Origin of the sequence: Actinoplanes subglobosus, from assembly GCF_042650585.1 — a bacterium.
Classification (GTDB): Bacteria; Actinomycetota; Actinomycetes; order Mycobacteriales; family Micromonosporaceae; genus Actinoplanes; species Actinoplanes subglobosus.
Genome location: NZ_JBHSBL010000031.1, coordinates 17,025 through 40,742 on the forward strand (window position 1 = coordinate 17,025; position 23,718 = coordinate 40,742).

The 23,718-nt window shown below is 71.1% G+C and carries 20 protein-coding genes; 12 read left to right on the plus strand and 8 right to left on the minus strand.

The window, feature by feature from the left end:
• Position 1: 1 nt before the first annotated feature.
• Complete coding sequence (locus ACFO0C_RS44575; protein WP_378072933.1) at positions 2–643, minus strand: GntR family transcriptional regulator; 642 nt, start codon at positions 641–643, stop codon at positions 2–4.
• A 56-nt stretch (positions 644–699) separates the two neighbouring features.
• On the opposite strand from ACFO0C_RS44575, the gene ACFO0C_RS44580 reads away from it, so the two are divergent.
• The 3 genes from ACFO0C_RS44580 (at position 700) to ACFO0C_RS44590 (ending at position 3,983) form a co-directional block, all read left to right on the plus strand.
• On the plus strand, positions 700–1,728 hold the full coding sequence (locus ACFO0C_RS44580) for an LLM class F420-dependent oxidoreductase (RefSeq protein ID WP_378072934.1): 1,029 nt from the start codon (positions 700–702) through the stop codon (positions 1,726–1,728).
• 1 nt (position 1,729) lies between these two features.
• Complete coding sequence (locus tag ACFO0C_RS44585) at positions 1,730–2,647, plus strand: oxygenase MpaB family protein (protein ID WP_378072935.1); 918 nt, start codon at positions 1,730–1,732, stop codon at positions 2,645–2,647.
• A 67-nt stretch (positions 2,648–2,714) separates the two neighbouring features.
• Positions 2,715–3,983, plus strand: coding sequence for a M14 family metallopeptidase (locus tag ACFO0C_RS44590; RefSeq protein ID WP_378072936.1), 1,269 nt, complete (start codon positions 2,715–2,717; stop codon positions 3,981–3,983).
• On the opposite strand, the gene ACFO0C_RS44595 is transcribed toward ACFO0C_RS44590, so the two are convergent.
• Entirely contained in the window at positions 3,980–4,498 is a 519-nt protein-coding gene (locus ACFO0C_RS44595; RefSeq protein ID WP_378072937.1) for a hypothetical protein, read from the minus strand. The genes ACFO0C_RS44590 and ACFO0C_RS44595 overlap by 4 nt on opposite strands.
• Positions 4,499–4,586: 88 nt before the next feature.
• Here ACFO0C_RS44595 and ACFO0C_RS44600 point away from each other — a divergent pair, with 88 nt between their 5' ends.
• Both ACFO0C_RS44600 and ACFO0C_RS44605 read left to right on the plus strand, forming a co-directional pair.
• Positions 4,587–5,384 (plus strand): S1 family peptidase, encoded by a 798-nt coding sequence (locus ACFO0C_RS44600; RefSeq protein WP_378072938.1) that lies wholly within the window; start codon positions 4,587–4,589, stop codon positions 5,382–5,384.
• Positions 5,385–5,492: 108 nt separating this feature from the next.
• Positions 5,493–6,032 carry a pyridoxamine 5'-phosphate oxidase family protein gene (locus ACFO0C_RS44605; protein WP_378072998.1) on the plus strand — a complete coding sequence of 180 codons (540 nt, stop codon included), beginning with the start codon at positions 5,493–5,495 and terminating at the stop codon, positions 6,030–6,032.
• Positions 6,033–6,091: 59 nt separating this feature from the next.
• Here ACFO0C_RS44605 and ACFO0C_RS44610 read toward each other — a convergent pair whose 3' ends face one another.
• The gene (locus tag ACFO0C_RS44610) at positions 6,092–6,472 is read right to left on the minus strand and encodes a cellulose binding domain-containing protein (RefSeq protein ID WP_378072939.1); all 381 of its coding nucleotides are present in this window, start codon (positions 6,470–6,472) and stop codon (positions 6,092–6,094) included.
• An 84-nt stretch (positions 6,473–6,556) separates the two neighbouring features.
• Here ACFO0C_RS44610 and ACFO0C_RS44615 point away from each other — a divergent pair, with 84 nt between their 5' ends.
• Both ACFO0C_RS44615 and ACFO0C_RS44620 read left to right on the plus strand, forming a co-directional pair.
• Positions 6,557–9,514, plus strand: coding sequence for an AfsR/SARP family transcriptional regulator (locus ACFO0C_RS44615; RefSeq protein WP_378072940.1), 2,958 nt, complete (start codon positions 6,557–6,559; stop codon positions 9,512–9,514).
• Positions 9,515–9,576: 62 nt separating this feature from the next.
• Entirely contained in the window at positions 9,577–10,200 is a 624-nt protein-coding gene (locus ACFO0C_RS44620) for a hypothetical protein (RefSeq protein ID WP_378072941.1), read from the plus strand.
• Positions 10,201–10,225: 25 nt separating this feature from the next.
• Here ACFO0C_RS44620 and ACFO0C_RS44625 read toward each other — a convergent pair whose 3' ends face one another.
• Both ACFO0C_RS44625 and ACFO0C_RS44630 read right to left on the minus strand, forming a co-directional pair.
• Positions 10,226–10,780, minus strand: coding sequence for an NADAR family protein (locus tag ACFO0C_RS44625; RefSeq protein ID WP_378072942.1), 555 nt, complete (start codon positions 10,778–10,780; stop codon positions 10,226–10,228).
• 532 nt (positions 10,781–11,312) lie between these two features.
• On the minus strand, positions 11,313–12,332 hold the full coding sequence (locus ACFO0C_RS44630) for a glycoside hydrolase family 26 protein (protein WP_378072943.1): 1,020 nt from the start codon (positions 12,330–12,332) through the stop codon (positions 11,313–11,315).
• A gap of 254 nt (positions 12,333–12,586) precedes the next feature.
• Here ACFO0C_RS44630 and ACFO0C_RS44635 point away from each other — a divergent pair, with 254 nt between their 5' ends.
• Positions 12,587–12,913 (plus strand): hypothetical protein, encoded by a 327-nt coding sequence (locus tag ACFO0C_RS44635; protein WP_378072944.1) that lies wholly within the window; start codon positions 12,587–12,589, stop codon positions 12,911–12,913.
• A 48-nt stretch (positions 12,914–12,961) separates the two neighbouring features.
• Here the strand turns inward: ACFO0C_RS44635 and ACFO0C_RS44640 are convergent, their stop codons facing one another.
• Positions 12,962–14,791 (minus strand): AMP-dependent synthetase/ligase, encoded by a 1,830-nt coding sequence (locus tag ACFO0C_RS44640; protein ID WP_378072945.1) that lies wholly within the window; start codon positions 14,789–14,791, stop codon positions 12,962–12,964.
• 111 nt (positions 14,792–14,902) lie between these two features.
• A complete protein-coding gene (locus ACFO0C_RS44645) occupies positions 14,903–16,108 on the minus strand; it encodes a TetR/AcrR family transcriptional regulator (RefSeq protein WP_378072946.1) in 1,206 nt (401 codons plus the stop codon).
• Between the two features lie 114 nt (positions 16,109–16,222).
• Here ACFO0C_RS44645 and ACFO0C_RS44650 point away from each other — a divergent pair, with 114 nt between their 5' ends.
• The 3 genes from ACFO0C_RS44650 to ACFO0C_RS44660 all read left to right on the plus strand — a co-directional run bounded on the left by ACFO0C_RS44650 (position 16,223) and on the right by ACFO0C_RS44660 (position 20,433).
• Positions 16,223–17,437 (plus strand): acetyl-CoA C-acetyltransferase, encoded by a 1,215-nt coding sequence (locus ACFO0C_RS44650; protein WP_378072947.1) that lies wholly within the window; start codon positions 16,223–16,225, stop codon positions 17,435–17,437.
• 14 nt (positions 17,438–17,451) lie between these two features.
• Positions 17,452–19,596 carry a 3-hydroxyacyl-CoA dehydrogenase NAD-binding domain-containing protein gene (locus ACFO0C_RS44655; protein ID WP_378072948.1) on the plus strand — a complete coding sequence of 715 codons (2,145 nt, stop codon included), beginning with the start codon at positions 17,452–17,454 and terminating at the stop codon, positions 19,594–19,596.
• Positions 19,597–19,746: 150 nt separating this feature from the next.
• The gene (locus ACFO0C_RS44660; RefSeq protein ID WP_378072949.1) at positions 19,747–20,433 is read left to right on the plus strand and encodes an aminoglycoside phosphotransferase family protein; all 687 of its coding nucleotides are present in this window, start codon (positions 19,747–19,749) and stop codon (positions 20,431–20,433) included.
• Between the two features lie 74 nt (positions 20,434–20,507).
• Here ACFO0C_RS44660 and ACFO0C_RS44665 read toward each other — a convergent pair whose 3' ends face one another.
• On the minus strand, positions 20,508–22,256 hold the full coding sequence (locus ACFO0C_RS44665; protein WP_378072950.1) for an ABC transporter ATP-binding protein: 1,749 nt from the start codon (positions 22,254–22,256) through the stop codon (positions 20,508–20,510).
• A gap of 120 nt (positions 22,257–22,376) precedes the next feature.
• Between ACFO0C_RS44665 and ACFO0C_RS44670 the strand changes: the two genes are divergently transcribed.
• Positions 22,377–23,708 carry an AMP-binding protein gene (locus ACFO0C_RS44670; RefSeq protein WP_378072951.1) on the plus strand — a complete coding sequence of 444 codons (1,332 nt, stop codon included), beginning with the start codon at positions 22,377–22,379 and terminating at the stop codon, positions 23,706–23,708.
• Positions 23,709–23,718: the final 10 nt, after the last annotated feature.

A 23,718-nucleotide genomic window follows, 5' to 3' on the forward strand; every position in this document is an offset into this window, starting at 1 on the left:
CTCAGGAATCCCAGATGCCCAGGTCGTCGAGATGCTTGACCAGGCGCTCCGCCCCGTCGGTGAAGTGCCTGGTCATCGCGGTGCGCGCGGTGTCCGCGTCGGCCTCGGCGAAGGCGGCGAGCACGGCCTCGTGATCCGCGCGCATGCCCTCACGCCAGCCCGGGTCGGCCGAGTAGACCCGGGCCGGGGTGTAGCGGGTGGCGGTGTGCAGGAACCAGCTGAGCTTGCGCGAGTGGGACATCCGGTTGACCGCGCGATGGAACTCGTACTCATACGTCTCCACGTCGGCGGCCTTGCGCGCGCGGGCCACCTTGTTGTGCGCCACCCGCAGCTCGGCGAGCTGGCCCTCACCGATGCCGGTCGCGACCCGGGCGGCCAGCTCACCGGCGATGTCGCCCTGGAGCTGGAAGACGTCGAGGATGTCCTGCCGGGAGAGCGGGGCCACCACGTAACCCTTGCGGGGCTCCAGCTCCACCATGTCCTCGCCGCGCAGGGTGAGCAGCGCCTCCCGGACCGGGGTGATGCTCACGCCGAGGCCGGCGGCGACCTCCTCGAGGCGGATCCGCGCGCCGGGACGAAGCTCACCGGACATGATCCGGCCGCGCAGCGCGCCGGCGACCTCCTCGGAAAGCAAAGCCCTCACCTCTCGCTTTATGGGCCGTCACCGTATCAAATATCAAAAAAGAGGAAAGGTGAGCGATGCGCCTCGCAACGACGCTGATGTATGCCGGAGATCCACGGGCGACCGCTGACACGGTGGCCGGATGGGAGGACGCCGGGCTCGACGTGCTCTGGGTGGCCGAGGCGTACGGCTTCGACGCCCCCACGATCATGGGCTATCTGGCCGCCAAGACCGAACGCGTCCAGATCGGATCGGCGATCCTGCCGATCTACTCGCGCACCCCGGCACTGCTCGCGCAGACCGCGGCCGGTCTGGACGCGATGTCCGGCGGCCGGGCGATCCTCGGCCTCGGCGCCTCCGGCCCGCAGGTGATCGAGGGCTGGCACGGGGTCGTCTACGACAAGCCGATCGGCCGGACCCGCGAGATCATCGAGATCTGCCGGTCGATCTGGCGGCGCGAGGTGGTCACCCACGACGGCCTCTATCAGCTCCCGCTGCCCGAGGGACAGGGCACCGGCCTGGGCAAACCCCTCAAGATCCTGACTCATCCGGTACGGGACTCGATCCCGGTCTACGTGGCGGCCCTGGGTGCGGCCAACGTCCGTATGACAGCCGAGGTAGCTGACGGGTGGCTGCCGTTCCTCTACGTGCCGGAGCGGGCCTCCGACGTCTGGGGCGCCGAACTGGCCGCCGGTTTCTCGAAGCGCGACGCGGCACTCCCCCCGCTGGAGATCGTCGCCGGCGGCCCGGTGGCGATCGGCGACGACGTTCTCGGGTTGCGGGATCTGGCCCGCCCGCTGATCGCCCTCTACGTCGGCGGCATGGGCGCCAAGGGCCGCAACTTCTACCACGACGTGGTGAGCCGCTACGGGTTCGAGAAGGAGGCCGACCTCATCCAGGAGCACTACCTGGCCGGGCGCAAGAAGGAGGCCGCCGCCGCGGTGCCGGACGAGTTGCTGGAGCTGAGCAGCCTGATCGGCCCGGAGTCGTACGTACGGGACCGGATCGCCGCGTTCCGGGAGGCCGGCGTGACCGTGCTGAACGTGACCCCGATCGACGCCGACCCGCAGCGTCTGCTGTCCAAGGTGAAGGAGCTGATCAGCTGAGATGGGCCGTTACGACCTGCGGGACCGGATCGCGGCACTCGATCCGGAGAAGGACCACCTGGAGATCTACCAGATCTCGTCAGGGCGGGAGTTCCCCTGGGACTACACGCGGGCGCTGGAGTTCGCGCTGTTCCGGACCTACTGCGTGCCGAGCATCTCGAAGCTGCTGGCGGCGACCGGGGAGTTCCGGGACCGGCCGCAGCGGCGCTACGACGACACGGCGCTGCTGATGGCGGAGATGGCGGCGCACGGGTACGACTCCGCGCGCGGCCGGGAGGCGTTGAAGGTCGTCAACCGTGCGCACGGCCGGTATGCGATCAGCAACGACGACATGCTGTACGTGTTGTCCACCTTCATCTACGACCCGATCGACTGGCTCGCCCGGTACGGCTGGCGGCCTCTGCACGAGCACGAGAGGCTGGCGGCGTTCCACTACTACCGCGCGGTCGGCACCCGCATGGGCATTCGCGGCATTCCTGACAATTACCAGTCGTTCCTCACGTTCAAGCATTCTTACGAGGAGCGATATTTCGTGTATTCCGCCACGAACCGGGAGATCGGGCGCTACACCGTCGAACTCTTCGCCGACTGGTTCCCCGGCTTCCTCAAGCCGGCCGTCCGGCTAGGCGTCCGGGGCATGCTCGACGAGCGGATGCTGAGCGCCTTCGGTTTCGACCCGGCCCCGCAGTGGGTCGGCAAGCTCGCCGCCCTCGGCCTGCGGACCCGCGCGCGGGCATTGCGGCTCTTCCCGCCGCGCCGGGAGTCGGTGCTGGGCAAACCCAAGCGCAACCACACCTATCCCGGATACCCTTCCGGCTATCAGCCCTCCGACCTGGGCGCCCCTCCCCCACCCGACGATCTGCCGGCCGAGTTCCGCCGGTCATCACGTCAGGGTCAGGGGAATATTGACATGACCTGATGCATTGCTGGCCTTCGATGTCTGGGGGTTTGCTGTGAGCACTGTTCCCCCTATCCGGAGGTCGTTCATGAGACGACGGTCCCTCGCGGCGCTCGCCGCGGTCACGCTCTGCGCGGCCGCGGCCATCTCCGCCTCCTCCTCCGCAGGCGCCGCACCCGTCACCGAGCCCGCACCGCCCGGTGAGTACGAGGTCTACGACATCCACACGCTGAGCCAGCGCAACGCCATCGCCCGTACCGGTGTCGCCATCGAGGACCTCGAGCACGGGGTCGCGACGGTCACCGCGACCGCGAGCGAGGTCGCCAAGCTCGAGCGTCTCGGGTTCGAGGTCCAGCCGGTCCTCCAGACCCTCGACTTCCCGTCGTCCGACTCGGCCTACCACAACTACGCCGAGACGATCGCCGAGATCAACGCCGTGGTGGCCGCCTACCCGGCGATCGCCAGCAAGCGGGTGCTCGGCAAGTCGTACGAGGGCCGCGACATCGTGGCCGTCAAGATCTCCGACAACGTCGCGACCGACGAGTCCGAGCCCGAGGTCCTCTACGACGCCAACCACCACGCGCGGGAGCACCTGACCGCGGAGCAGGCCCTCTACCTGCTCGGGCAGTTCACCAAGACCTACGCGACCGACACCCGGGTGAAGAACGTCGTCGACACCCGCGAGATCTGGATCATCCCGATGGTGAACCCGGACGGTGTCGAGTACGACATCGCCACCGGCAGCTACCGGTCGTGGCGCAAGAACCGGCAGCCCAACAGCGGATCCAGCTACGTCGGCACCGACCTCAACCGTAACTACGGTTACAACTGGGGCTGCTGCGGCGGCTCTTCGGGCAGCACCTCGTCGGCCACCTACCGTGGCCCGTCGGCGTTCTCCGCCCCGGAGACCAAGGTGATCCGGGACTTCGTGAACAGCCGGGTCGTCGGTGGCGTCCAGCAGATCAAGGCGGCGATCGACTTCCACTCGTACTCGAAGCTGGTGCTGTGGCCGTACGGGCACACCACCGCGAACACCGCCACCGGCATGAACGCCGACCAGTACAACACCTTCGCCACGCTGGGCCAGCAGATGGCGGCCACCAACGGCTACACCCCGCAGCAGTCCAGCGATCTCTACATCACCGACGGCGACTCGCTCGACTGGCTGTGGGGCACGCACAAGATCTTCGCGTTCACCTTCGAGCTCTACCCGGGCAGTTCGGGTGGCGGCGGCTTCTACCCGCCGGCCAGCGTGATCCCGACCGAGACGGCCCGCAACCGGACGGCGGCACTGATGCTGGCCGAGGCCGCGGACTGCCCCTACAAGATCATCGGCAAGCAGGCGACCTACTGCTAGTACGCCAGGTAGGCGCCCTTCCAGGTGGTGAACCGCTCGCCGTACTCGGCCTGCGCGGCGCCGACGACCCCCTCCGGGTCGTCGGTGGCCGCCAGGCCGAAGTGCGTCTCCAGCCACGCGACGAACGCGTCGCGGGCCTCGCTGTGCTCGTCATCGGCGTCGCGGTAGAACGTCACCCCGTCGTGGTCGACCATCGGCTCACTGTCGAAGGTGAGCAGCTGGAACAGCTCCCGCACGTCACGCGCGACCACGTGCTCCCCGCCCTCGTCACCGAAGACCACCACCGGCAGGGCGCCGTCACCGGCCTCCCAGAGCGCGTAGAACGAGCCGCCCCCGGTGGCCCGCGCGAACGGCCGTAGCCGGGCCAGGAACTCCGGATCCTTCGACCAGCCGGCCGTCAGCCCGGACACGTCGTTCCAGTCATCGAGGCCGAAACACTCCGAGTACGACTCGTAGCCGTGCTCGTCCTGGAACGCCTTCAGCAGGTTCAACTCGGGAACCGGAGAGTAGGTCACCCACACACGATATAAGCGACACGGGATGTTTATATCTATGAACGTCAATGCCATGCTCGGTGCACCCCCAGACAAGAGGAGAACCGAGATGCGCAGATGGCGAACCCTTCTGGCGATGTTCGCCGCGGTCGTCACCGCGGCCACCATGTCCCCCAGCCCGGCCCAGGCCGCCGCCGCTGACGACCCGGTCGTCCCGTACGTCGTCGGAGGCAGCCGTGCCGCTCTCGGCGAGTTCCCGTTCATGGTCCGGCTCTCGATGGGCTGCGGTGGCGCCCTCTACAGCCCCACCCTCGTGCTGACCGCGGCGCACTGCGTCAGCCGGACCGGCGCCAACACCTCGATCACCGCCACCTTCGGCGTCGTCGACCTGCAGTCGACCAGCCGCGTCACCCGCAAGTCGAACTACGTCTACCGGGCGCCCGGCTACAACGGCAGCGGCGACGACTGGGCGCTGATCCGCCTGGCCAGCCCGGTCAGCGGCACCAACATCAGCACCCTGCCGATCACGACCTCGACGGCGTACGACACCGGCACCTTCACCATCGCCGGCTGGGGTGCGGCCAGCGAGGGCGGCGCGCAGCAGCGCTACCTGCTCAAAGCCACGGTGCCGTTCGTCAGCGACGCCACCTGCAACTCCAGCAGCATGTACGGCGGTGAGGTGATCGCCGCCGAGGAGATCTGCGCCGGTTACACCGCCGGTGGCGTCGACACCTGCCAGGGTGACTCGGGCGGCCCGATGTTCCGCCAGGGCGCGTCCGGCCTGGTCCAGGTCGGCATCGTCAGCTGGGGCGACGGTTGCGCCCGCCCGAACAAGCCGGGCGTCTACACCCAGGTCAGCTACTTCTCGTCGGCCATCCGCGCCGCGGCCACCTCGCTGGGCGGCTGACCCTTCCCGCGATGACCACACCGGGCGTCCGCCGCTTCAGGCGCGGGCGCCCGGTGTTTCATGGACGGCATCCTCCGCGTCACGCGCGGGCGCCCGGTGTTTCATGTGCTGATGACGACGAACCCGTGGCTCGCCGGCCCGTCCCCCACCCGCCGCCTGGACCGTGACCGCCTGGAGGAACGCATCCTCAACCTGCTCTCCTCGCAGAACATGTGCGTCGTCGCCAGCACCGCCCCGGACGGCGGCCCGCACGCCACCCCGGTCCGCTACTTCCACCTCGGGTTCGAACTCGTCTTCACCGCCCTCGGCACCTCCCCGAAGATCCGCAACCTGCGCGCCGACCCACGCGTCTCGGCCGGCGTCTTCGCCCCGCTCGTCGGCCAGGCCAGCAGCCGCGGCGCCCAGTTCTTCGGCACGGCCCGCGTCCTCGAACCGGACGACACCGCCTTCGGCACCTACTGGCCGGTCGTGCGCTGGCAGTCCGACCACGTCGAACGCTCCCGCCCGCTCGACGAACCCCCACTCGGCACGATCGTCGTCATCACCCCCGACCGCATCGTCTACACCGAGCACTGGCTCCGCCGTGAAGGCTTCGCCCCAAGACAAACCCTCGTGGATGTACGGCCACCCGCCCCCCGGATCTCATGACGCGGCATCGGTGACGACCAGTCGGCAAGGGCACGGCGGGCGGGCCCGCCGGCGAACCCTCAGGAGCACGGCACCTCGTTGACGGTGAAGCCGCTCGCGGTGCCGCCCGCGCCGGTCGCCCGGTAGGTGACCGTCACCGATCCGCCCGGCTCGACGGTGGCGTTGACGACGATGTCGTGCGCGACCACCGCCTCCGACGGGCTCGCCAGCGAAGCACCCTTGACCAGCGTGATCTTCTGCCCGGCCGGCAGCGTGAACCGCAGCGTCCAGCCCTTGATCGTCACCGAGCCGGTGTTGCCGATCACCAGGGTCGCCTGGTGGACCGTGGCGTCCACCTGCTTCCACGCGTAGCCGACCGAACAACCCGCCCCGGCACCCGCGACCGCCGGTGCCGGCAGCACCGCGACCACGCCCAACAGTGACCGGAAGATTCGCGACATTCTGGTTCCCCCCTGCGTCGGTGCTCTCCATCCTCGACACCAGACACTGACGGCCGTCACTGGACGGCGACTGGATGGAGACTGGTGCTGCGGATACAGGTCCTCGGTCTCACCCGGGCGTGGGTCGGCGGCGAACCGGCCGACCTCGGGCCGGCCGGGCAGCGGGCCCTCCTCGGGCTGCTGATCCTCGCCGGCGGACAGCCGGTCAGCCGGGCCGCGCTCGTGCACGGCCTCTGGGACGACGAGCCGCCGGAAAGCGCCGTCAACGTCCTGCAGACCCGGGTCAAACACCTGCGGCGCGTCCTCGAACCCGGGCGGACGGCCCGGACCGCGAGCGAGCTGATCCCGCTCGCCGGGGACGGGTACCGGTTCGCCGCCCCGCCGGGCAGCGTCGACCTCGCCGAGTTCCGCCGGCTGGTACGGCAGGCCGGGCAGGAACACGACGACCGGCGTCTCGACGCGGCACTGCGGCTGTGGCCGCACGGGGAGCCGTTCGCCGACGTTCCGTTGCTCGGGCGCCACCCGGCGGTGATCGCGCTCGGTGAGGAACGGCGGGCCGTGCTCACCCGCTACGCCACGGTGATGCTCGCCGACGGGCACACCGGCCGGGCCGTCCGACTGCTCGCCGAGGCCGCCGCGGCACGGCCGCTCGACGAGGCCGGGCAGGCCCGGCTGATCCGTGCCCTCCGGGTGGTGGGCCGGCGGGCCGAGGCCTTCGAGACCTTCCATGCGGTACGGGCGACCCTCGCCGAGGAACTCGGAGTCGATCCGGGGCCGGAGCTGACGGCGGCACACGAGGAGTTGCTCGCCGAGGACCGGGGCGGCCTGCCGTCGTCCTCCCCGAACGGGCCGGGCGTGGCCGTATCCCCTCCCCTGCCGGAGGCGCGAACGGCGCCGCCGCCGGCCGGACGACCGGGAGATGTCGCGGGGTCTCGCACGGCGCCGCCGCCGGCCGAACTGCCGGGCGAGGTCGCGGGTTTCACCGGCCGTCAGGCCGAATCGGCGGAGCTGGATCGCCTGGCGGGTAGCGGCCAGCGGATCGTCGTCGTATCGGGGACCGCCGGGGTCGGCAAGACCAGCCTCGCGGTGCGCTGGGGGCACCGTGCGCGGGACCGGTTCCCGGACGGTCAGCTCTACGTCGACCTCCGCGGCTATCACCCCGAACAGCCGGTCACCGCCGGTGACGCGCTGGCCGGCCTGCTGCGTTCGCTGGGCCTCACCGCCGATCAGATCCCGCCCGGTCTCGCCGAACGCTCGGCCCGCCTGCGCAGCCTGCTCGCCGGCCGGCGGATGCTCCTGCTGCTCGACAACGCCGCCACCGTCGACCAGGTCCGCCCGCTGCTCCCCGGCGCCGGCGCTTGCGTCACGCTCGTGACCAGCCGGGACTCGCTCGCCGGGCTCGTCGCCGGGCAGGGGGCCGACCGCCTCGAACTCGATCTGCTGCCGCTCGCCGACGCCGTCGCCCTGGTCGGCCGGCTGCTGCGGTCCCGCGCCGGCGACGAGGCCACGGCGGTGGCCGCGCTGGCCGTCCGGTGCGCCCGCCTGCCGCTGGCGCTGCGGATCGCCGCCGAACTGGCCCTGATGCGCGGCACCCCGCTGTCCGACCTGGTCGGCGAACTGTCCGACCGGCACCGGAGCCTCGACGTGCTGGCGACCGGCGACGACCCGCAGACCGACGTCGCAGTGGTGCTCTCCTGGTCGTACGGCCACCTGCCCCCGCACGCCGCCCGGGTCTTCCGGCTGCTCGGCGTGCACCCCGGCCCCGACATCGACGGCCACGCCCTGACCGCGCTCTGCGGCGACGCGCGGCCCGCCGTGGACGTACTCACCCGCGCCCACCTGATCCGGCGCACCGACACCGACCGTTACGTGCTGCACGATCTGCTCCAGGCCTACGCCGCACGTCTCGCCGCCGCCGACGACGAGTCGGAGCAGGCCCTGGACCGGCTGCTGCGCTACTACCGGCTCGCCGCGCAGACCGCCGCCGAGACGATGTACCCGGCCGAACGCCGCCGCCTCGTCGACTCCCCCGCCCCGGCGGGTCCCGGGCCCCTGCTCGACACCGCCGCCCGCAGCCTGGCCTGGCTCGACACCGAACGCGCCAACCTGGTCGCCACCGCCGTGCACGCCGAACGGCACGGCCGGCCGGAACACACCACCGCCCTGACCCTGGTGCTGCTGCGCTACGTGGAGGCGGGCGGGCACCACGACGAGGCGGCCACCCTGCACACGCACGCGCTGCGGGCCGCCGCCCGGCTCGGCGACCCGCGGCAGGAGGCGCACCTGGAGACGAACTTCGCGGTGATCCTCGCCCAGCAGGGCCGCTACCCGGAGGCCGAGCTGCGGCTGCGCCGGGCGGCCGCGACCACCACCGATCCGGCGGCCCGGGCCCGGGCCCTCGGCAACCTGGGTCACCTGCACGAACGGCAGGGCCGGTACGCCGAGGCGGCCGGCCTGCTCGCCGAGGCGATCGTCCTGTGCCGGACCGCGGGTGACGCCACCGGTGAGGCCCGTGCTCTCGGGAACCTGGGCCAGGTGCTGCTGCGCCAGGACCGGCCGGGTGAGGCGGCCGACCGGCTGAGCGCGGCGGTCGTCATCAACCGGCGGATCGGCGATGCCGTCGGGGAGGCGTACGCCCTGATCAGCCTGGCCCACATCGCCCTGCGCGACGGTGCGCACGACCGTGCCGCCGCCCTGTCCGGGACAGCGCTGACCCTGTGCCGCGGCAACAACGAGCCCGGCGGCGAGGGCTACGCGCTCAACGCCCTGGGCCTGGCCCGTCTCGGCGCCGGCGACCACGACACCGCCGTCGACCTGCTGCGGCAGGCGCTGGTGACGTTCAGCCGTCTCGGCGAGCGGGCCGGTGAGGCCGACGCCGGCAACAGTCTCGGCGAGGCGCTGGCCGCCGCCGGGCTGCCGTCGCAGGCGCGCGCCCACCACGAGTCGGCGCTCGCCCTGGCCGTCGAGATCGGCGACCACCACCAGCGGGAACGCGCCGTGCGCGGGCTGTCCAGCACCGTCCCGCCGGAGTCCAGTCGCTGACCAGAGCCCGTCCCTACGGTCCCTCCCAGCACGACAACCGATGTCCAGGAGGGACGAACGTAATGCGACTTCTCCGTATGCTGGCGGCGCTCGCGGCGACCGGCGCGCTGGTCTTCGCCGGGACGGCTCCGGCGTCTGCCGCCTCCGACCTGCCGAACTTCCAGATCGGCATCCAGCTCATCGACAACGGCTACGAGATCGGTCAGATGCAGATGACCCCGTTCGCCACGTTCGGCGGCGGCTGCTCCGACTGGGCCGGCGACCCCAACTCCTTCGACCCCGACGGCGCCCGGGTGCTGCTCATGCCGGCACCGCGCGGCCGACTCGGCGACCGTGACCTGCGGCTCGGCATCCAGGTGCAGGACCGCAACGGCTCCGAGACCGGCCCCGTACAGTGGACGGCGTGGGCCAGCCAGGGCGGCAGCATGAGCCCGGACGCCTTCGACACCAACTATTTCGACCCCGACCGGGTGCGGGTCTGCCTGGAGACGCGGACCATGCCGGCCGCGATCGACCTCTACGACCTGCGGGTCTCCATCAAGACCGTCGACCTCGGCGGCCGCGACCAGAACGGCTACCGCCAGTACACGCCGTGGCTGTACGACGGCGGCGGCTTCAGCCCGTGGGCGTACGACTCGAACGCCTTCGACCCCGACGGCTTCTCGATCGGCCTGGAGGTCTACTGACCTGCTGGGCTGGCGGGGGCCGCGCTCAGGCCCCCGCCAGCTCCGCGCGGACACGCATCAGGGCGAAACCCAGGAGATTCAGACCCCTCCAGCGGTACGGGTCACCCGCGCGCGGATCATCGGCGGCCAGTCCGATGCCCCAGATCCGGTCGATCGGGCTCGCCTCCACCAGCACCCGCCGTCCGGTGGTCAGCAGGTAGTGCCGCAGCTTGTCGTCCTGCCCGAACTTCGCGAGGTTGCCGGCGACCACGATCGGTGTGCGGTGTTCGTTCCACACCGCCTGATCGAACCCGGAAACCAGCCCACCGAGCCGTTTCGCCTGGTGCGGATGCGACGCGCCGAGGATCCGCCCGGCCATCACGTCGTCACCGAACAGCACCGCCTTGCGCCACATCATGTAGTGCTCGGCCGACGCGAACGTGTGCCCGTCCGCCTCGAACCGCCCCGGCCACCACTGGCTGAGGCACCCGGACCCGGCGCTGCCGTCCCGCTCGGCCTCGTGCTTCCAGAAATACAGGAACTTGACCTTCGCCCCCGCCGCCCAGGCAGTGGAGAGTCCGGCGACATCGTCGAAAACCATGCCGCGAGTCTGCCCGCCCACCCCACTCCCGCGCCCACCATTTTCCGCGGGGCCCTCATAGTCCGACAGGCGGGCCGGACGTCGGGGAGGTCATCTCCGCGCTGAACGACATTCGCGACGAGGATCCGCGGATCGGCGACGACGAGCTGGTCGGGGAACTCACTGCGGTCACCGGCCTGTCGGCCGCCCAGGTCCATGTCGCTCTGCGGTACTACGCGGCCTACCCCGGCGAGATCGACGAACGGATCTCGCTCAACCGGGAGGTGGCTGACCGGGAGGAAGAGCTGTGGAAGGCCCAGCAGGCCCTCCTGCGCGGGAGGAAGCGTTGACGGCCGTTCTCCTCACTTCCTGCGACTGGCGCACCAGGGATTCAGCCACGCCGGTCTGGTGCTGGTCACGAGCCGGCGATTCCCCCGGACACGATCCGGCCTGCATCGGCTCGGCAAGGCGCTGGACGACTTCCTCTCCGCCGGGGATCGGCCGGGGCGGGACGACATCGTGTGGCTTCCGGATGTGTAGGCGTACGGCGGGGTCAGGCGTTGAAGTAAGGGTCCTGGGCCATGGAGCGGTAGGCGGCCAGCGCGGACGGGTCGGCGTCGATGCGGAAATCGTGGTCGGTGCCCTCCTGGATGTCGGTGTCGAACCAGACGACCGCGCCGACCGCCGGGGTGTCCGCGACCCAGGTGTGCAGCCGTTCGATGTAGCGGGCCCGGTCGCGCACCGCTGACGTCTCGCTCAGGATGATCGGCTTGCGGCCGCCGTAACGCCGGGTTACCGGACCGAACAGTGTGGACGGTGACTCGCCGTAGAAGTTGTAGCCGGATACGCCCACCCAGTCGACGTAGGCGTCACCCGGGTAGTAGCTCTGCATCCGGTTCCACGGCACGTCCGGGGACGAGTTCCAGTTCGGGCTCCAGATCCAGGACACGTTGGTGGCGCCCTGGTCGGCGAAGATCCGGTGCAGCCGGCGCCAGGCCGTGACGTAACCGGCCGGGTCCTGCCCGTTGGCCGCGCCCGACCACGCGAACCAGTCGCCGTTCATCTCCCAGCCCCAGCGCAGCAGGATCGGGCGGTCCATGGCCTTGAGCTTGCGCGCCACCGAACGGATCATCGCGTCCGAGCCTCCGTCGAGGATTCCGGCCCACGGGGCGCCGTGCCAGGAGACCATCAGGCGGCTGGCGGCGGCGACGTCCGGCTCGGACGCCGGGAGGTAACCGTCCCACGGGTAGAAACGATGGACGATGCGCTGCTCACGGCTCAGTTGCCGGCGGCGCAGGGCGAGGCTCTGCCGCAGCGTCCGCCCGCCCAGGGCGAGGTAGGAGCCGAGCATGACGCCGGGCTTCCCGGTCACCGGCGGTGACACGGACGTGGACGGGGACGGTGGTGGTGAGGTCGCCGTGAGTGCCGGCCCGAGCCGTTCGGTCGTGGCCGGAGCCGGCACGGACACCGGTGCGCCGGACGGGGTGGCCGTTGCCGTGGTGGCGGCCGGGGACGTGCCGCAGGCCGCCGTGCCGGTGACGGCCAGCAGGGTCAGCAGCTGACGGCGTTTCAAGGCGGCACTCGCTTCCGACGGGGGCGTGACCGCAGGGATCTTGCCGCAATCGCGCCGGAACGATGTCAGCCGAACGGCCGGTGAGCTGCGGAAACATGACTCAGCCCACAGCACCTGGTCGGCTGAACGGTGCGAACCGCTGGGCCGAATGGGCCACTGCCGACGGTTCTCCTGCCCGGCCACCGGGTGGCGCGTAGGTTTCTGCCTAGCCGGGGCGCCACGCCGGCGCCCCGGGAATCGGGGGAGGAAGACCAATGAACATTCGCAAGAGCTGCGCGATGGCTGCCGGAACACTCTTCCTGGCGAGTGCCGGGATCATCGGAGTGTCGGCTCCGGTCGCCGCGGCCCCGGCGCCGGCCACTCAGACGTTACAGCCGAGTGATCCGTGGCCGAGTGAGGCCTACCGCAAGGGTTACCGGCAGGGCTTCCGGGACGGCTGGCGAGAGGCCAAGAACGAGTGCGAAAACATGGCCGCGGCGATGCTGAAGCTGCGCGTCCACGGAGAGTCGGAGTGGGATCGCGGCTACGACAAGGGCTTCAGGCGCGGTTACGCCGCCGGCTTCGACGAGTTCTGCTACTGAGTGCCATCCGGGCCGGCCGGAACCTCACGGTTCCGGCCGGTGCCCTTGTCATCCCTCGTAGAGCGCGCCGATCTCGTCGGCGTAGCGGTCCTGGATGATCCGGCGCCGCAGTTTCAGCGTCGGGGTCAGCTCGCCGGACTCGGGACTCCAGCCACGGGCCAGGATCCGGTACGTCTTGACCTGCTCGGGGCGGGACAGTCTGGTGTTCGCGGCGGACACCGCGGCGTCGATCTCGGTCCGCAGCACCGGGTCGTCGGCGAGTTCGGCGACCGTCGTCGCGGGCAGGCCCTTGGAGCGGGCCCACAGCGGCGCGATCTCCTCGTCGAGGACGATCAGGGCGGTGACGTACGGCCTCCGGTCGCCCACCGCCACCGCCTGGGCGATCAGCGGGTGCGCCCGCAGCAGGTTCTCGATCTGAGCGGGCGAGATGTTCTTCCCGCTCGAGTTGATGATCAGTTCCTTCTTGCGGTCGGTGATGGTCAGGAAGCCCGCGTCGTCGAGCACCCCGACGTCGCCGGTGGCCAGCCACCCGTCGGCGTCGGTGATCGGCTCGATCCCTCCGTCGGCGCGCAGGTATCCGGCACTGACCAGCGGCCCGCGCACCAGGATCTCGCCATCGGCGGCCAGCCGGATCTCCATACCGCCGTTGGGCTGCCCGACCGACCCGGTCCGGAAGCTGCCGGGCGTGTTGATCGTCGCCGTGCCGGTGGTCTCGGTCATGCCCCACACCTCGAGCACGTCGATCCCGATGCTCGCCAGGTAGAGCAGCACCGCCACCGGGATCGGCGCGGCACCGCTGCCGGCCCACAGCATGTTGTCCATGCCGAGCTTGGCGCGTAGCGGCTTGAGCACCTGCGCGTCCAGGGCGGCGTGCCGGGCGGCCAGCTCGTCCGGGATCGGCTGCCCGGCCTCGCGCAGCCGGTACACCTCGGTGGCGACGGCCCGGGCGGCCTCGACGGCGGCCTGCACCGGCGGCTCGGCCGCGGCGAGCTGACCCTGCACGCCGGCCACCATCTTCTCCCAGATCCGGGGCACGCCGAAGAACGACACCGGACGGACCCGGACCAGACCGGCGAGCAGCTGTGTCGGGTCGGGACAGATGGTGACGTGCCCGGCCCGGTAGATCGGGTTGTAGACACCGAGGACCCGTTCGGCGATGTGCGCGAGCGGAAGGTACGCCAGGGAGGCGGCGTGGTCCGGGGTGTCGATCGTGTTCTCCATGACGACGCACTGGTAGAGCACGTTGTGGTGGGTGAGCACGACACCCTTCGGGTCGCCGGTGGTGCCGGAGGTGTACAGCAGTGTCACGGGCTGCTCCGGGCGTACCTCCCGCCAGGTCTTCTCGAAGGCCTCCGGGTCGGCCTGGTGTGCGGCGGCGCCGCGGATGCTGACGTGCCGCAGCGAGACGACCCGGCCGTCGGGGTCGTCGGCGGCCCGGTCGACCACGACCACCCGGCGGATCTCCGGGACGTCGTCGAGGATCGGCTGCCAGCGCTGCAGTGCGGCGTCGTCCTCCAGCACCACGATCCCGGCCCGGGAGTGGCGGGCCAGATAGCGCAACTGGTCGGTGGAGAGGGTGGCGTAGACGGTGGACGGGATCGCCCCGAGCGACGCCGCGGCCAGGTCGATCAGCCAGTGCTCGGGACGGCTGGACATCATGATCAGCAGGCGGTCGCCCGGCCCGAGACCGAGATCGGCCAGTCCGCGGGACAGCACGGCGACCTCGTCGTGGACCTGCCGCCAGCTCAGGGTGTCGGACGAGCCGAGCAGGCTGAGCGCGGGCAGATCGGGGTACTCGGTGGCGTTGCGGTGCAGCAGAGCGGGAATCGTCAGGTCGCGGGCTATGTCGGCGCACCGCTGCTTGAGGGCGGAATCCATGAGCTGCCTCCTGGGAAAGCCGAAGACGGACGGCTATGGCGCGACTGTAAACGCGCACTAACTTCCTGGGAAGACGCCATGCGAATCCAGCTTAACTTTCTCAGGCTTTCATCAGGCTTTCAGCACCGTCAGGGTCAGACGCGTCAGATGCCGGTCCATGCCTGAACGCCGGTCGAAACGGACCAGCCGGCTCAGGTCGGTGACCAGGTTGAGCCCGGCGTGCACCAGCACCCGGGCCTCCGCGGCGGCCAGCCCGGGACGCAGCCGGCCGAGCAGGCGCACCCACTCCTCGACGTGCAGCCGCTGCATCTTGCGCAGCTCATGCCGGTCAGCCTGGGGCAGATTGTTGTTCTCCGCGAGGTAGACCGAGACCAGGGCGCTGCGCTCGAAGGTCAGCTCCACGTAGGACTCGGCCATCCGGTCCAGCGCCTCCTCGTCACCGGCGGCACCGGCCAGGGCCGCCGCGGTGGACTCGGTGACCCGCTCGGAGGCACGGTAGAAGGCGGCGGCCAGGATGTCCGCCTTGCCGGGAAAATAACGATAGACGCTTGACGCGTTGATCCCCGCGGCCCGGCCGATGTCCTCCACCCCCACCGCGTGGTACCCGTGCCGGTGGAACAGTTTGATCGACTCGGCCAGCAGGATCTCCCGCCGCGCGGTCACGCCGACCGTCGGCTCGGGCGCCGGGTACTCGGGCATCGGAGACACGGGCGTGGCCGGCTCGTCGCGCAGCACCGCCCACGCCACCCGGCGCAGCACCGCCTCGGCCCGGCCGCGCGCGATCGCGGCCCGATGCGTACCCAGGCTGCCGTAGACGCTGAGCGCGGCCCGGACCAGCGCGAACGTGTCCCGCCCGGAGAGCTCCGGCCGCACCTCGCGCAGCGGGCCGGCCAGTCGCGCGGCCAGGGTGCTCAGCTCGGCCAGGAACTCCTCGCGGTGCTCCGGCTCCAGATAGCGCCACTCCCACTGGTAGAGGCCGGCCACCCGGCGATGGTCGACGGCGAGCCGGGCCAGCACCGCGAGCAGGTGGTCGAGCCGCTGCTCCGGGTCACCGTCGGCGGGCAGGTCGGTGGCGGCCAGCACGGTCTCGACGAGCTGGCGGGTGGCGTGCACGAGCATCGCGTACTTGTTGGGGAAGTGCCGGTAGATGGCCGGGCCGCTGATGCCGACCGCGGTGGCGATCTCGTCGAGGCTCACACCGTGATAACCGCGATCGCAGAACATCTCGGCCGCGGCCAGGGCCAGCTGCGACCTACGGTTCTTGGGGCGTTTGCGGACCTCTGCTGGTGCCGGTTCGCCGGCCGCGGCGACGCTCATGGAGCACAGCCTAACGGTGATCTGTGGTTCGCCCGACCTTTGGCTCCGTATCCTTGACACCTAGCGGAAACATCGGCAAAAGTTAGTCGCAATTCGCATGCAGGGGAGCTGTCGATGACGACCGAGGCCTATCTGTACGACGCCGTGCGCACACCGCGCGGCCGGGGTAAGAAGAACGGAGCCCTGCACGGGGTCAAACCCATCTCGCTGGTGGTGGGGCTGATCGACGAGCTCCGCCGCCGCTTCCCGTCGGTGGACCCGGCCGACATCGAGGATGTCGTGCTCGGCGTGGTGTCCCCGCTCGGCGACCAGGGCTCCGACATCGCCAAGACCGCGGCGCTCGCGGCCGGGCTGCCCTACGAGACGTCCGGTGTCCAGCTCAACCGCTTCTGCGGCTCGGGCCTGGAGGCGGTCAACATCGCCGCACAGAAGGTGCGCTCCGGCTGGGAGGACCTGGTCCTCGCCGGCGGCGTCGAGTCGATGTCACGGGTGCCGATGGGCTCCGACGGCGGTGCCTGGGCGATGGACCCGGAGACCGCGCTCGACACCGACTTCATCCCGCAGGGCATCAGCGCCGACCTGATCGCCACGATGGACGGGTTCAGCCGGGAGGATGTCGACGCGTTCGCCGTCGGCTCCCAGCAGAAAGCGGCACGCGCCTGGCAGAACGGCTGGTTCGACCGCTCGGTGGTGCCGGTCCGCGACCGCAACGGCCTGCTCATCCTCGACCGTGACGAGCACATCCGCGCGGACAGCACGGTGGAGAGCCTGGGCAAGCTGCCGGCCTCCTTCGCGGTGATCGGTGACCAGGGCGGCTTCGACGCGGTGGCGCTGCAGAAATACCACTGGGTCGAGAAGATCGACCACGTGCACAGCGCGGGCAACTCGTCCGGCATCGTGGACGGCGCGGCCCTCGTGCTGATCGGCTCGGAGCGGGCCGGGCAGCGCGCCGGCCTCACCCCGCGCGCGCGGATCGTGTCGGCCGCCCTGAGCGGCGCCGACCCGACGATCATGCTGACCGGCCCGGCCCCGGCCGCCCGCAAGGCGCTCGACAAGGCCGGCCTGACCGTCGACGACCTCGACCTGGTCGAGATCAACGAGGCGTTCGCGGCGGTCGTGCTGCACTTCATCGACGACCTCAAACTCGACCCGGAGAAGGTCAACGTCAACGGCGGCGCGATCGCGATGGGCCACCCGCTGGGCGCCACCGGCGCCATGATCCTCGGCACCCTCGTCGACGAGCTCGAGCGGCGCGGCGGCCGGTACGGCCTGGCCACGCTCTGCATCGGCGGCGGCATGGGCATCGCCACCATCGTCGAACGGCTCTGAGGGGACCACTTTCCATGACCGAGACCATCCGCTACGACCGCGGTGACGACGGCATCGTCGTGCTCACCCTCGACGACCCGAGCCGCGGCGCGAACACCATGAACGACGCGTATGTGGCCAGCATGGAGGCGACCGTCTCCCGGCTGGAGGCCGAGCGCGACCAGATCACCGGCGTGATCATCACGTCGGCGAAGAACTCCTGGTTCGCCGGCGGCGACCTGGACCAGCTCGGCTCGGTCCCGGCCGACCGCGGGCAGGACGTGTTCGACCTGTCCACCCGGGTCAAGGGGCAGCTGCGCCGGCTGGAGACACTCGGCAAGCCGGTCGTCGCCGCGATCAACGGCTCGGCGCTCGGCGGCGGCCTGGAGCTGGCGCTGGCCACCCACCGGCGGATCGCGCTGAACAACCCGAAGACCGAGATCGGCCTGCCCGAGGTCACGCTCGGCCTGCTGCCGGCCGGGGGCGGCGTGGTCCGTACGGTGCGACTGCTCGGTCTGGCCACCGCCCTGATGGAGGTGCTACTCAAGGGCACCCGGCACCGGGTGGCCAAGGCCCTGCAGCTCGGTCTGATCCACGAGATCGTGGACACGCCGGAGCAGCTGATCACCGCGGCCCGGGAGTGGATCGCGGCCAACCCGGCGGCGGCCCAGCCGTGGGACACCAAGGGCTACCGGATCCCCGGGGGTACACCGTCCACGCCGGCGCTGGCCGCGATGCTCCCGGCCTTCCCGGCCAACCTGCGCAAGCAGCTCAAGGGGGCGAACTACCCGGCACCGCGCAACATCCTGGCCGCCGCCGTCGAGGGCGCCCAGGTCGACGTCGACACCGCGTTCGTCATCGAGACGCGCTACTTCGTCGAGCTGGTCACCGGCCCGGTCGCGAAGAACATGATCAAGGCGTTCTTCTTCGACCTCAACGAGGTGAGCCAGCGTGACATCGGCGAGGTCCCGCCGATCACCAAGGTGGCCGTGCTCGGCGCCGGAATGATGGGGGCCGCGATCGCGTACGTCTCGGCCCGCTCCGGGCTGCCGGTGGTGCTCCGCGACGTCTCGCTCGACGGCGCGCTGCGCGGCAAGGGCTACTCGGAGAAGCTGGTCGCCAAGGACGTCGCCCGCGGCCGGATCACCGAGGAGAAGGGTAAGGCTCTCCTCGACCTGATCACCGCGACCGACCAGATCGCCGACCTGGCCGGTGCCGACCTGGTGATCGAGGCGGTCTTCGAGGACCCGGCGCTCAAGCACAAGGTGTTCGCCGAGATCGAGGGCGTCGTCGCACCCGACGCGCTGCTCTGCTCCAACACCTCGACACTGCCGATCACCCTGCTCGCCGAGGGGGTCAGCCGCGAGGCCGACTTCATCGGCCTGCACTTCTTCTCGCCGGTCGACAAGATGCCCCTGGTCGAGGTGATCAAGGGCGAGAAGACGAGCGATCTGACGGTACGCCGTGCGCTCGACGTGGTCCGGAGGCTGCGCAAGACGCCGATCGTGGTGAACGACAGCCGCGGCTTCTTCACCAGCCGGGTCATCGGCACCTTCACCAACGAGGGCATCGCGCTCCTCGCCGAGGGTGTCGCGCCGGCCAGCATCGAGCAGGCCAGCAGCCAGGCCGGCTACCCGGCCCCGGTGCTGCAACTGATGGACGAGCTGACCCTCACCCTGCCGCGCAAGATCCGTAACGAGTACCGTGCGGCGGCCGCGGCGGCCGGCCAGGAGTTCGAGGTCCACCCGGCCGACGAGGTCATCGACCGGATGATCGACGAGTTCGGGCGTCCCGGTCGCTCCGGCGGTGCCGGCTTCTACGAGTACACCGACGGCAAGCGCACCGGTCTGTGGCCCGGCCTGTCCGCCTTCGCCCGGCCGGACGTGGCGATCCCGTTCGAGGACCTCAAGGAGCGGCTGCTCTTCATCGAGGCCATCGAGACGGTGAAGTGCCTGGACGAGGGCGTGCTGCTGTCGGTCGCCGAGGCCAACATCGGCTCGATCTTCGGCATCGGCTACCCCGGCTGGACCGGTGGCGTGCTGCAGTACGTCAACCAGTACGAGGGCGGGCTGCCCGGTTTCGTGGCCCGTGCCCGGGAACTGGCCGAGCGCTACGGTGCCCGGTTCACCCCGCCGCCGCTGCTGATCGCCAAGGCCGAGGCCGGGGAGATCTTCGCCTGACGCCCGTCGCGTGATCCGTGTCTCGTGGCCTCCCTGTGAGCCACGGGACACGGACCTGCATGAATTCCTTCATCCGGCATCTTCCGGTCGGACAACAGGCCGATGCATGATCGATGATCTCCGGACTACCGTCCATCCCGGAGGTTGATCATGAATATCGACGCGGAGTTACCCGGCGTCCCGGTCGAGGAACCCTGGGCCCCCGCGGTACGGGCTCTGCTGCGCCATCTCGAGGACTCGGGATTCGACGGCGCCCCGCCGGTCGACGGCTCTCCGACCGGTGCCGCCCTGCCCTGGCCGGAATGGACCCGGGAGGACGACACCCTGTGGCAGGTCGCCCAATGGCTCCGTGAGTACCACGAAGCGGTCACCGACTTCGTGCCCCCCGACGACGCCGTCTGGCGCAAGGGCGGAGCCTGGGAGCCCGGCCTGATCATCGGGCACAACGACGCCGCACCGTACAACGCGACCCGCGCCGGCCGCCGCCTCACCGGTTTCGTCGGCTGGGACTTCGCCGGCCCGGTCAGCCGCGACGCCGACCTGGCGTTCACCGCCTTCGCCTGGGTGCCGCTGACCGCTCGCAACGACGCCGTCGCCGAAGGCTGGACCGATCTGACCGGCCGCCCCCGCCGCCTGCGGATGCTCCTCGACGCCTACGGCTGGCGCGGAACCGCCGGCGACATGGTCCGCGAGGTCCGCGACCGGATCAGCGCCGCCATCCACGACATCCGCCGCCTGGCCACCGACGGCGACCACGACTGCCGCGAGCTCATCCACTCCGGCCTCGACCTCCGCCTGGCCGCCGCCGTCAAGGAGCTGGCCACGTTCCCGGGCTGACGACCTTCGGCGACCAGCGGCCATGCGCGTGCGGCGCCGGGTGCGCGGGAGCGGGCAGCCACCTCGCGCGGGAGCTACGGGACGGGGTGGATCGGGTGGGGCGGCGTCAGCCGTACCTCTGCCAGGCTCTGGTAGTAGGGGCTGGTGAGCAGCAACTCGCCCGGAGTGCCGGACGCCGCGATGACGCCGTCGTCGATCACCAGGACCCGGGACGCGGAGCGGACCGTCGTGAACCGGTGGGCGATGATCATCAGAGCGCAGACCTGGGCGACGTCGTGGAGCGTGGCGGCCAGGGCGCGTTCGCTGTCCGGGTCGAGGTGGGCGGTGGGCTCGTCGAGCAGGATCAGGTCGGGGCGGGCCAGCAGGCAGCGGGCGATCGCGACGCGCTGACGCTGACCTCCGGAGAGGCGGCGGCCGTGGTCGCCGACAGGGGTGTCGAGACCGGCCGGGAGGCCGGCGGCGACCCGGGTCAGGCCGGTCATGGCCAGGACGCGGTTCAGGTCACGGTCGGTGACCGGGCCGGCACCGTAGAGCAGATTGTCACGGAGTGTTCCGGCGAGCAGAGGACTGTCCTGTTCGACGAGGCCGACGGCGGCGCGATGCCGGTCGTACGGCGTGAACCGCGCGTCGCGTCCGTGCAGGAGCACCGATCCGCGATCCGGTTCGTAGAAGCGTTCGGCCAGCGCGAAGATCGTCGACTTCCCGGCGCCGGACGGGCCGACCAGGGCGACCTGCCCGCGGGCCGGCACCGTGAAGCCGACGCCGCGTAACACCGGGGCTCCGGGCCGGTATCCGAACCACACGTCGCGGAATTCCAGGACCGGCCGGGTACGCCGCGCGCTGCCCCGGACCCGGGCGACAGCGACCGGCCGGTCCCGTTCGACCGGGAGCGCCAGCACCTCGTTGATCCGGTGCAGTGCCCCGGAACCCTGCTGCACGGCGCTGACCGCCTGGAAGATCTCGAAGACTGGCGCGGCCAGATAGGTCATCGCCAGCGTGAACGCGACCAGGTCACCGAGGGTCATCGCGCCGGTGGACACCCGGTTCGCGCCGAACAGCAGGACCGCCAGGAAGGCACCGCTGACCGCGAGGTCGTTGGCCGGGCCGCTGAGCGCGACCATGCCGGCCATCCGCAGGTTCGCGGCGTGGGCGCGGCCTGCCGAGGTGTCCAGCCGGCGCGCTTCGAGGGGTTCGGCCCGGCAGGCACGGACCAGCCGGATGCCACCGAGGGCCCGTTCCAGGTCGGCGAGCAGGGCGCCTTCGGCGGTCTGGGCGGTACGCGAGGCGATCCGCACCTGCCGCACGACGGCCAGCAGCGCCCCGAACGAGCTGCCGAACAGCACCACCACCGCGGCCAGCAGCGACGGGTCCAGCCAGGCGAGCAGCCCGACGGCGGCGGCCAGCCCGACCACCCCGGCCAGCCCGGTGCCCAGGCTCTGCGCGATGAGCGTCTTCACCACTGTCGTGTCACCGCAGGCCCGGGCGATCAGGTCGCCGATCCGGCCGTCGTCGAACGCGGCGATCCGCACCCGCAGCAGGTGCTCGGTCAGGGTGCGCCGCAGGTCACGGGTCATCCTCTCGCCGGTGTGCGCCTGCACGTAACGGGCCAGCGCCAGTGCCGACGCCTGCGCGGCGAACAGCGCGGTCAGCGCGCCGAGAACCGGCCACGACAGGTGCCCGGCGGCGGCACCGTCGACAGCCGCCCGCGCCAGCAGCGGCTGGGTCAGTGCGAGCAGGGTGCCGAGCAGGCTGAGGGCGGCGGCGCCGACGATCGGGCGGCGATAGCCCCGGGTCAGCCGGCGCAGGTCCCGCCATCCGGCCATGACGCCCCCTCTCACCAGGAGATCTGACGTTAGGCAGGCGGTTCGGACGGCGACAACGGCGGCGGCGGGGATGCCAGCGCGGCAAGGGGGCGGACGGTCGTCCTTTCGTAGGATCCGGTCATGCGCCTGATCGAATCCCCTGATCTGCCGGATGCGGTGGTCACGCCGTCCGGTTCCCTGTCGCGTCATCAGCTGCTGGAGCGGGCCTCCCGGGTCGCGGAACGGATCAAGGGCGCGCCGATCGTGGCCGTCGACGCCACACCCGACCTGCCGACGATCGTCGCGGTGACGGGGGCGCTGCTGGCCGGGGTTCCGATCGTGCCGATCCCGCCGGACGCCGGCGATCTGGAACGGGCGCACATCCTGCGGGATTCGGGTGCCACGTTGCTTCTGTCCCGCGGAGACATCTCGGATGTATCAGGTTCCGGGCGTGATCTGCGCGCCGCTCTCGTCCTCTACACGAGCGGCACCACCGGCGCCCCCAAAGGCGTGGTCATCTCCCCCGGGGCCATCGCCGCCGACCTCGACGCCCTGGCCGAGGTCTGGCAGTGGACCGCCGACGACACCCTCGTCCACGGCCTCCCGCTCTACCACGTGCACGGCCTGGTCCTCGGGGTCCTCGGCCCGCTGCGCCTGGGTTGCCGGCTGATCCACACCGGCCGTCCCACCCCGCAGGCGTACGCCGCCCACCCCGGCACCATGTACTTCGGCGTACCCACCGTCTGGTCACGGATCGCCGCCGATCCGGCCGCCGCCAGAGCCCTGGCCCCGGCCCGCCTGCTGGTGTCCGGAAGCGCCCCGCTCCCCGTCCCGGTCTTCGACGGCCTGGCCGCGCTGACCGGCCAGGCCCCGGTGGAGCGCTACGGGATGACCGAGACCCTGATCACGGTGAGCGCCCGCGCGGACGGCGAGCGCCGCCCCGGTCACGTCGGCCTGCCCCTGCCCGGCGTCACGACCCGGCTGGTCGACGAGTCGGGCACGCCCCTGCCGGCCGACGGTGAGACCATCGGCCACCTCCAGGTGACCGGCCCGACCCTGCTCGACGGCTATCTCATCCCCGAGGGGGTACGCCCACCCGACCTGTCCGGCGGCTGGTTCCCCACCGGTGACGTCGCCACGATCGGCCCCGACGGGTGGCACCGGATCGTCGGCCGGGCCTCCACCGACCTGATCAAGACGGGCGGCTACCGGGTCGGCGCCGGCGAGGTGGAGGACACGTTGCTGCTGCACCCGGCCGTGCGGGAGGCGGCGGTGATCGGCGTACCCCATCCGGACCTGGGTGAGCAGATCACCGCGTTCGTGGTCGCCGACCCGGTCGCGCCGGCCGACCTGATCGACTTCGTGGCCGGCCGGCTGGCCGTGCACAAGCGCCCGCGGGCCGTGCATCTGGTCGGCAGCCTGCCCCGGAACGCGATGGGCAAGGTGCAGAAAAGTTTGTTGACCGCGGATTGACTCAACCCGG

Excerpts from the sequence above, each read along its gene's own strand:
- ACFO0C_RS44670 (WP_378072951.1), top strand. The coding sequence starts at position 22,377 with ATGCGCCTGATCGAATCCCCTGATCTGCCGGATGCGGTGGTCACGCCG.
- ACFO0C_RS44625 (WP_378072942.1), bottom strand. The coding sequence starts at position 10,780 with ATGGTTTTCGACGATGTCGCCGGACTCTCCACTGCCTGGGCGGCGGGG.
- ACFO0C_RS44650 (WP_378072947.1), top strand. The coding sequence starts at position 16,223 with ATGACGACCGAGGCCTATCTGTACGACGCCGTGCGCACACCGCGCGGC.
- ACFO0C_RS44610 (WP_378072939.1), bottom strand. The coding sequence starts at position 6,472 with ATGTCGCGAATCTTCCGGTCACTGTTGGGCGTGGTCGCGGTGCTGCCG.
- ACFO0C_RS44645 (WP_378072946.1), bottom strand. The coding sequence starts at position 16,108 with ATGAGCGTCGCCGCGGCCGGCGAACCGGCACCAGCAGAGGTCCGCAAA.
- ACFO0C_RS44665 (WP_378072950.1), bottom strand. The coding sequence starts at position 22,256 with ATGGCCGGATGGCGGGACCTGCGCCGGCTGACCCGGGGCTATCGCCGC.
- ACFO0C_RS44640 (WP_378072945.1), bottom strand. The coding sequence starts at position 14,791 with ATGGATTCCGCCCTCAAGCAGCGGTGCGCCGACATAGCCCGCGACCTG.
- ACFO0C_RS44580 (WP_378072934.1), top strand. The coding sequence starts at position 700 with ATGCGCCTCGCAACGACGCTGATGTATGCCGGAGATCCACGGGCGACC.
- ACFO0C_RS44600 (WP_378072938.1), top strand. The coding sequence starts at position 4,587 with ATGCGCAGATGGCGAACCCTTCTGGCGATGTTCGCCGCGGTCGTCACC.
- ACFO0C_RS44585 (WP_378072935.1), top strand. The coding sequence starts at position 1,730 with ATGGGCCGTTACGACCTGCGGGACCGGATCGCGGCACTCGATCCGGAG.
- ACFO0C_RS44635 (WP_378072944.1), top strand. The coding sequence starts at position 12,587 with ATGAACATTCGCAAGAGCTGCGCGATGGCTGCCGGAACACTCTTCCTG.
- ACFO0C_RS44620 (WP_378072941.1), top strand. The coding sequence starts at position 9,577 with ATGCGACTTCTCCGTATGCTGGCGGCGCTCGCGGCGACCGGCGCGCTG.
- ACFO0C_RS44655 (WP_378072948.1), top strand. The coding sequence starts at position 17,452 with ATGACCGAGACCATCCGCTACGACCGCGGTGACGACGGCATCGTCGTG.
- ACFO0C_RS44590 (WP_378072936.1), top strand. The coding sequence starts at position 2,715 with ATGAGACGACGGTCCCTCGCGGCGCTCGCCGCGGTCACGCTCTGCGCG.
- ACFO0C_RS44660 (WP_378072949.1), top strand. The coding sequence starts at position 19,747 with ATGAATATCGACGCGGAGTTACCCGGCGTCCCGGTCGAGGAACCCTGG.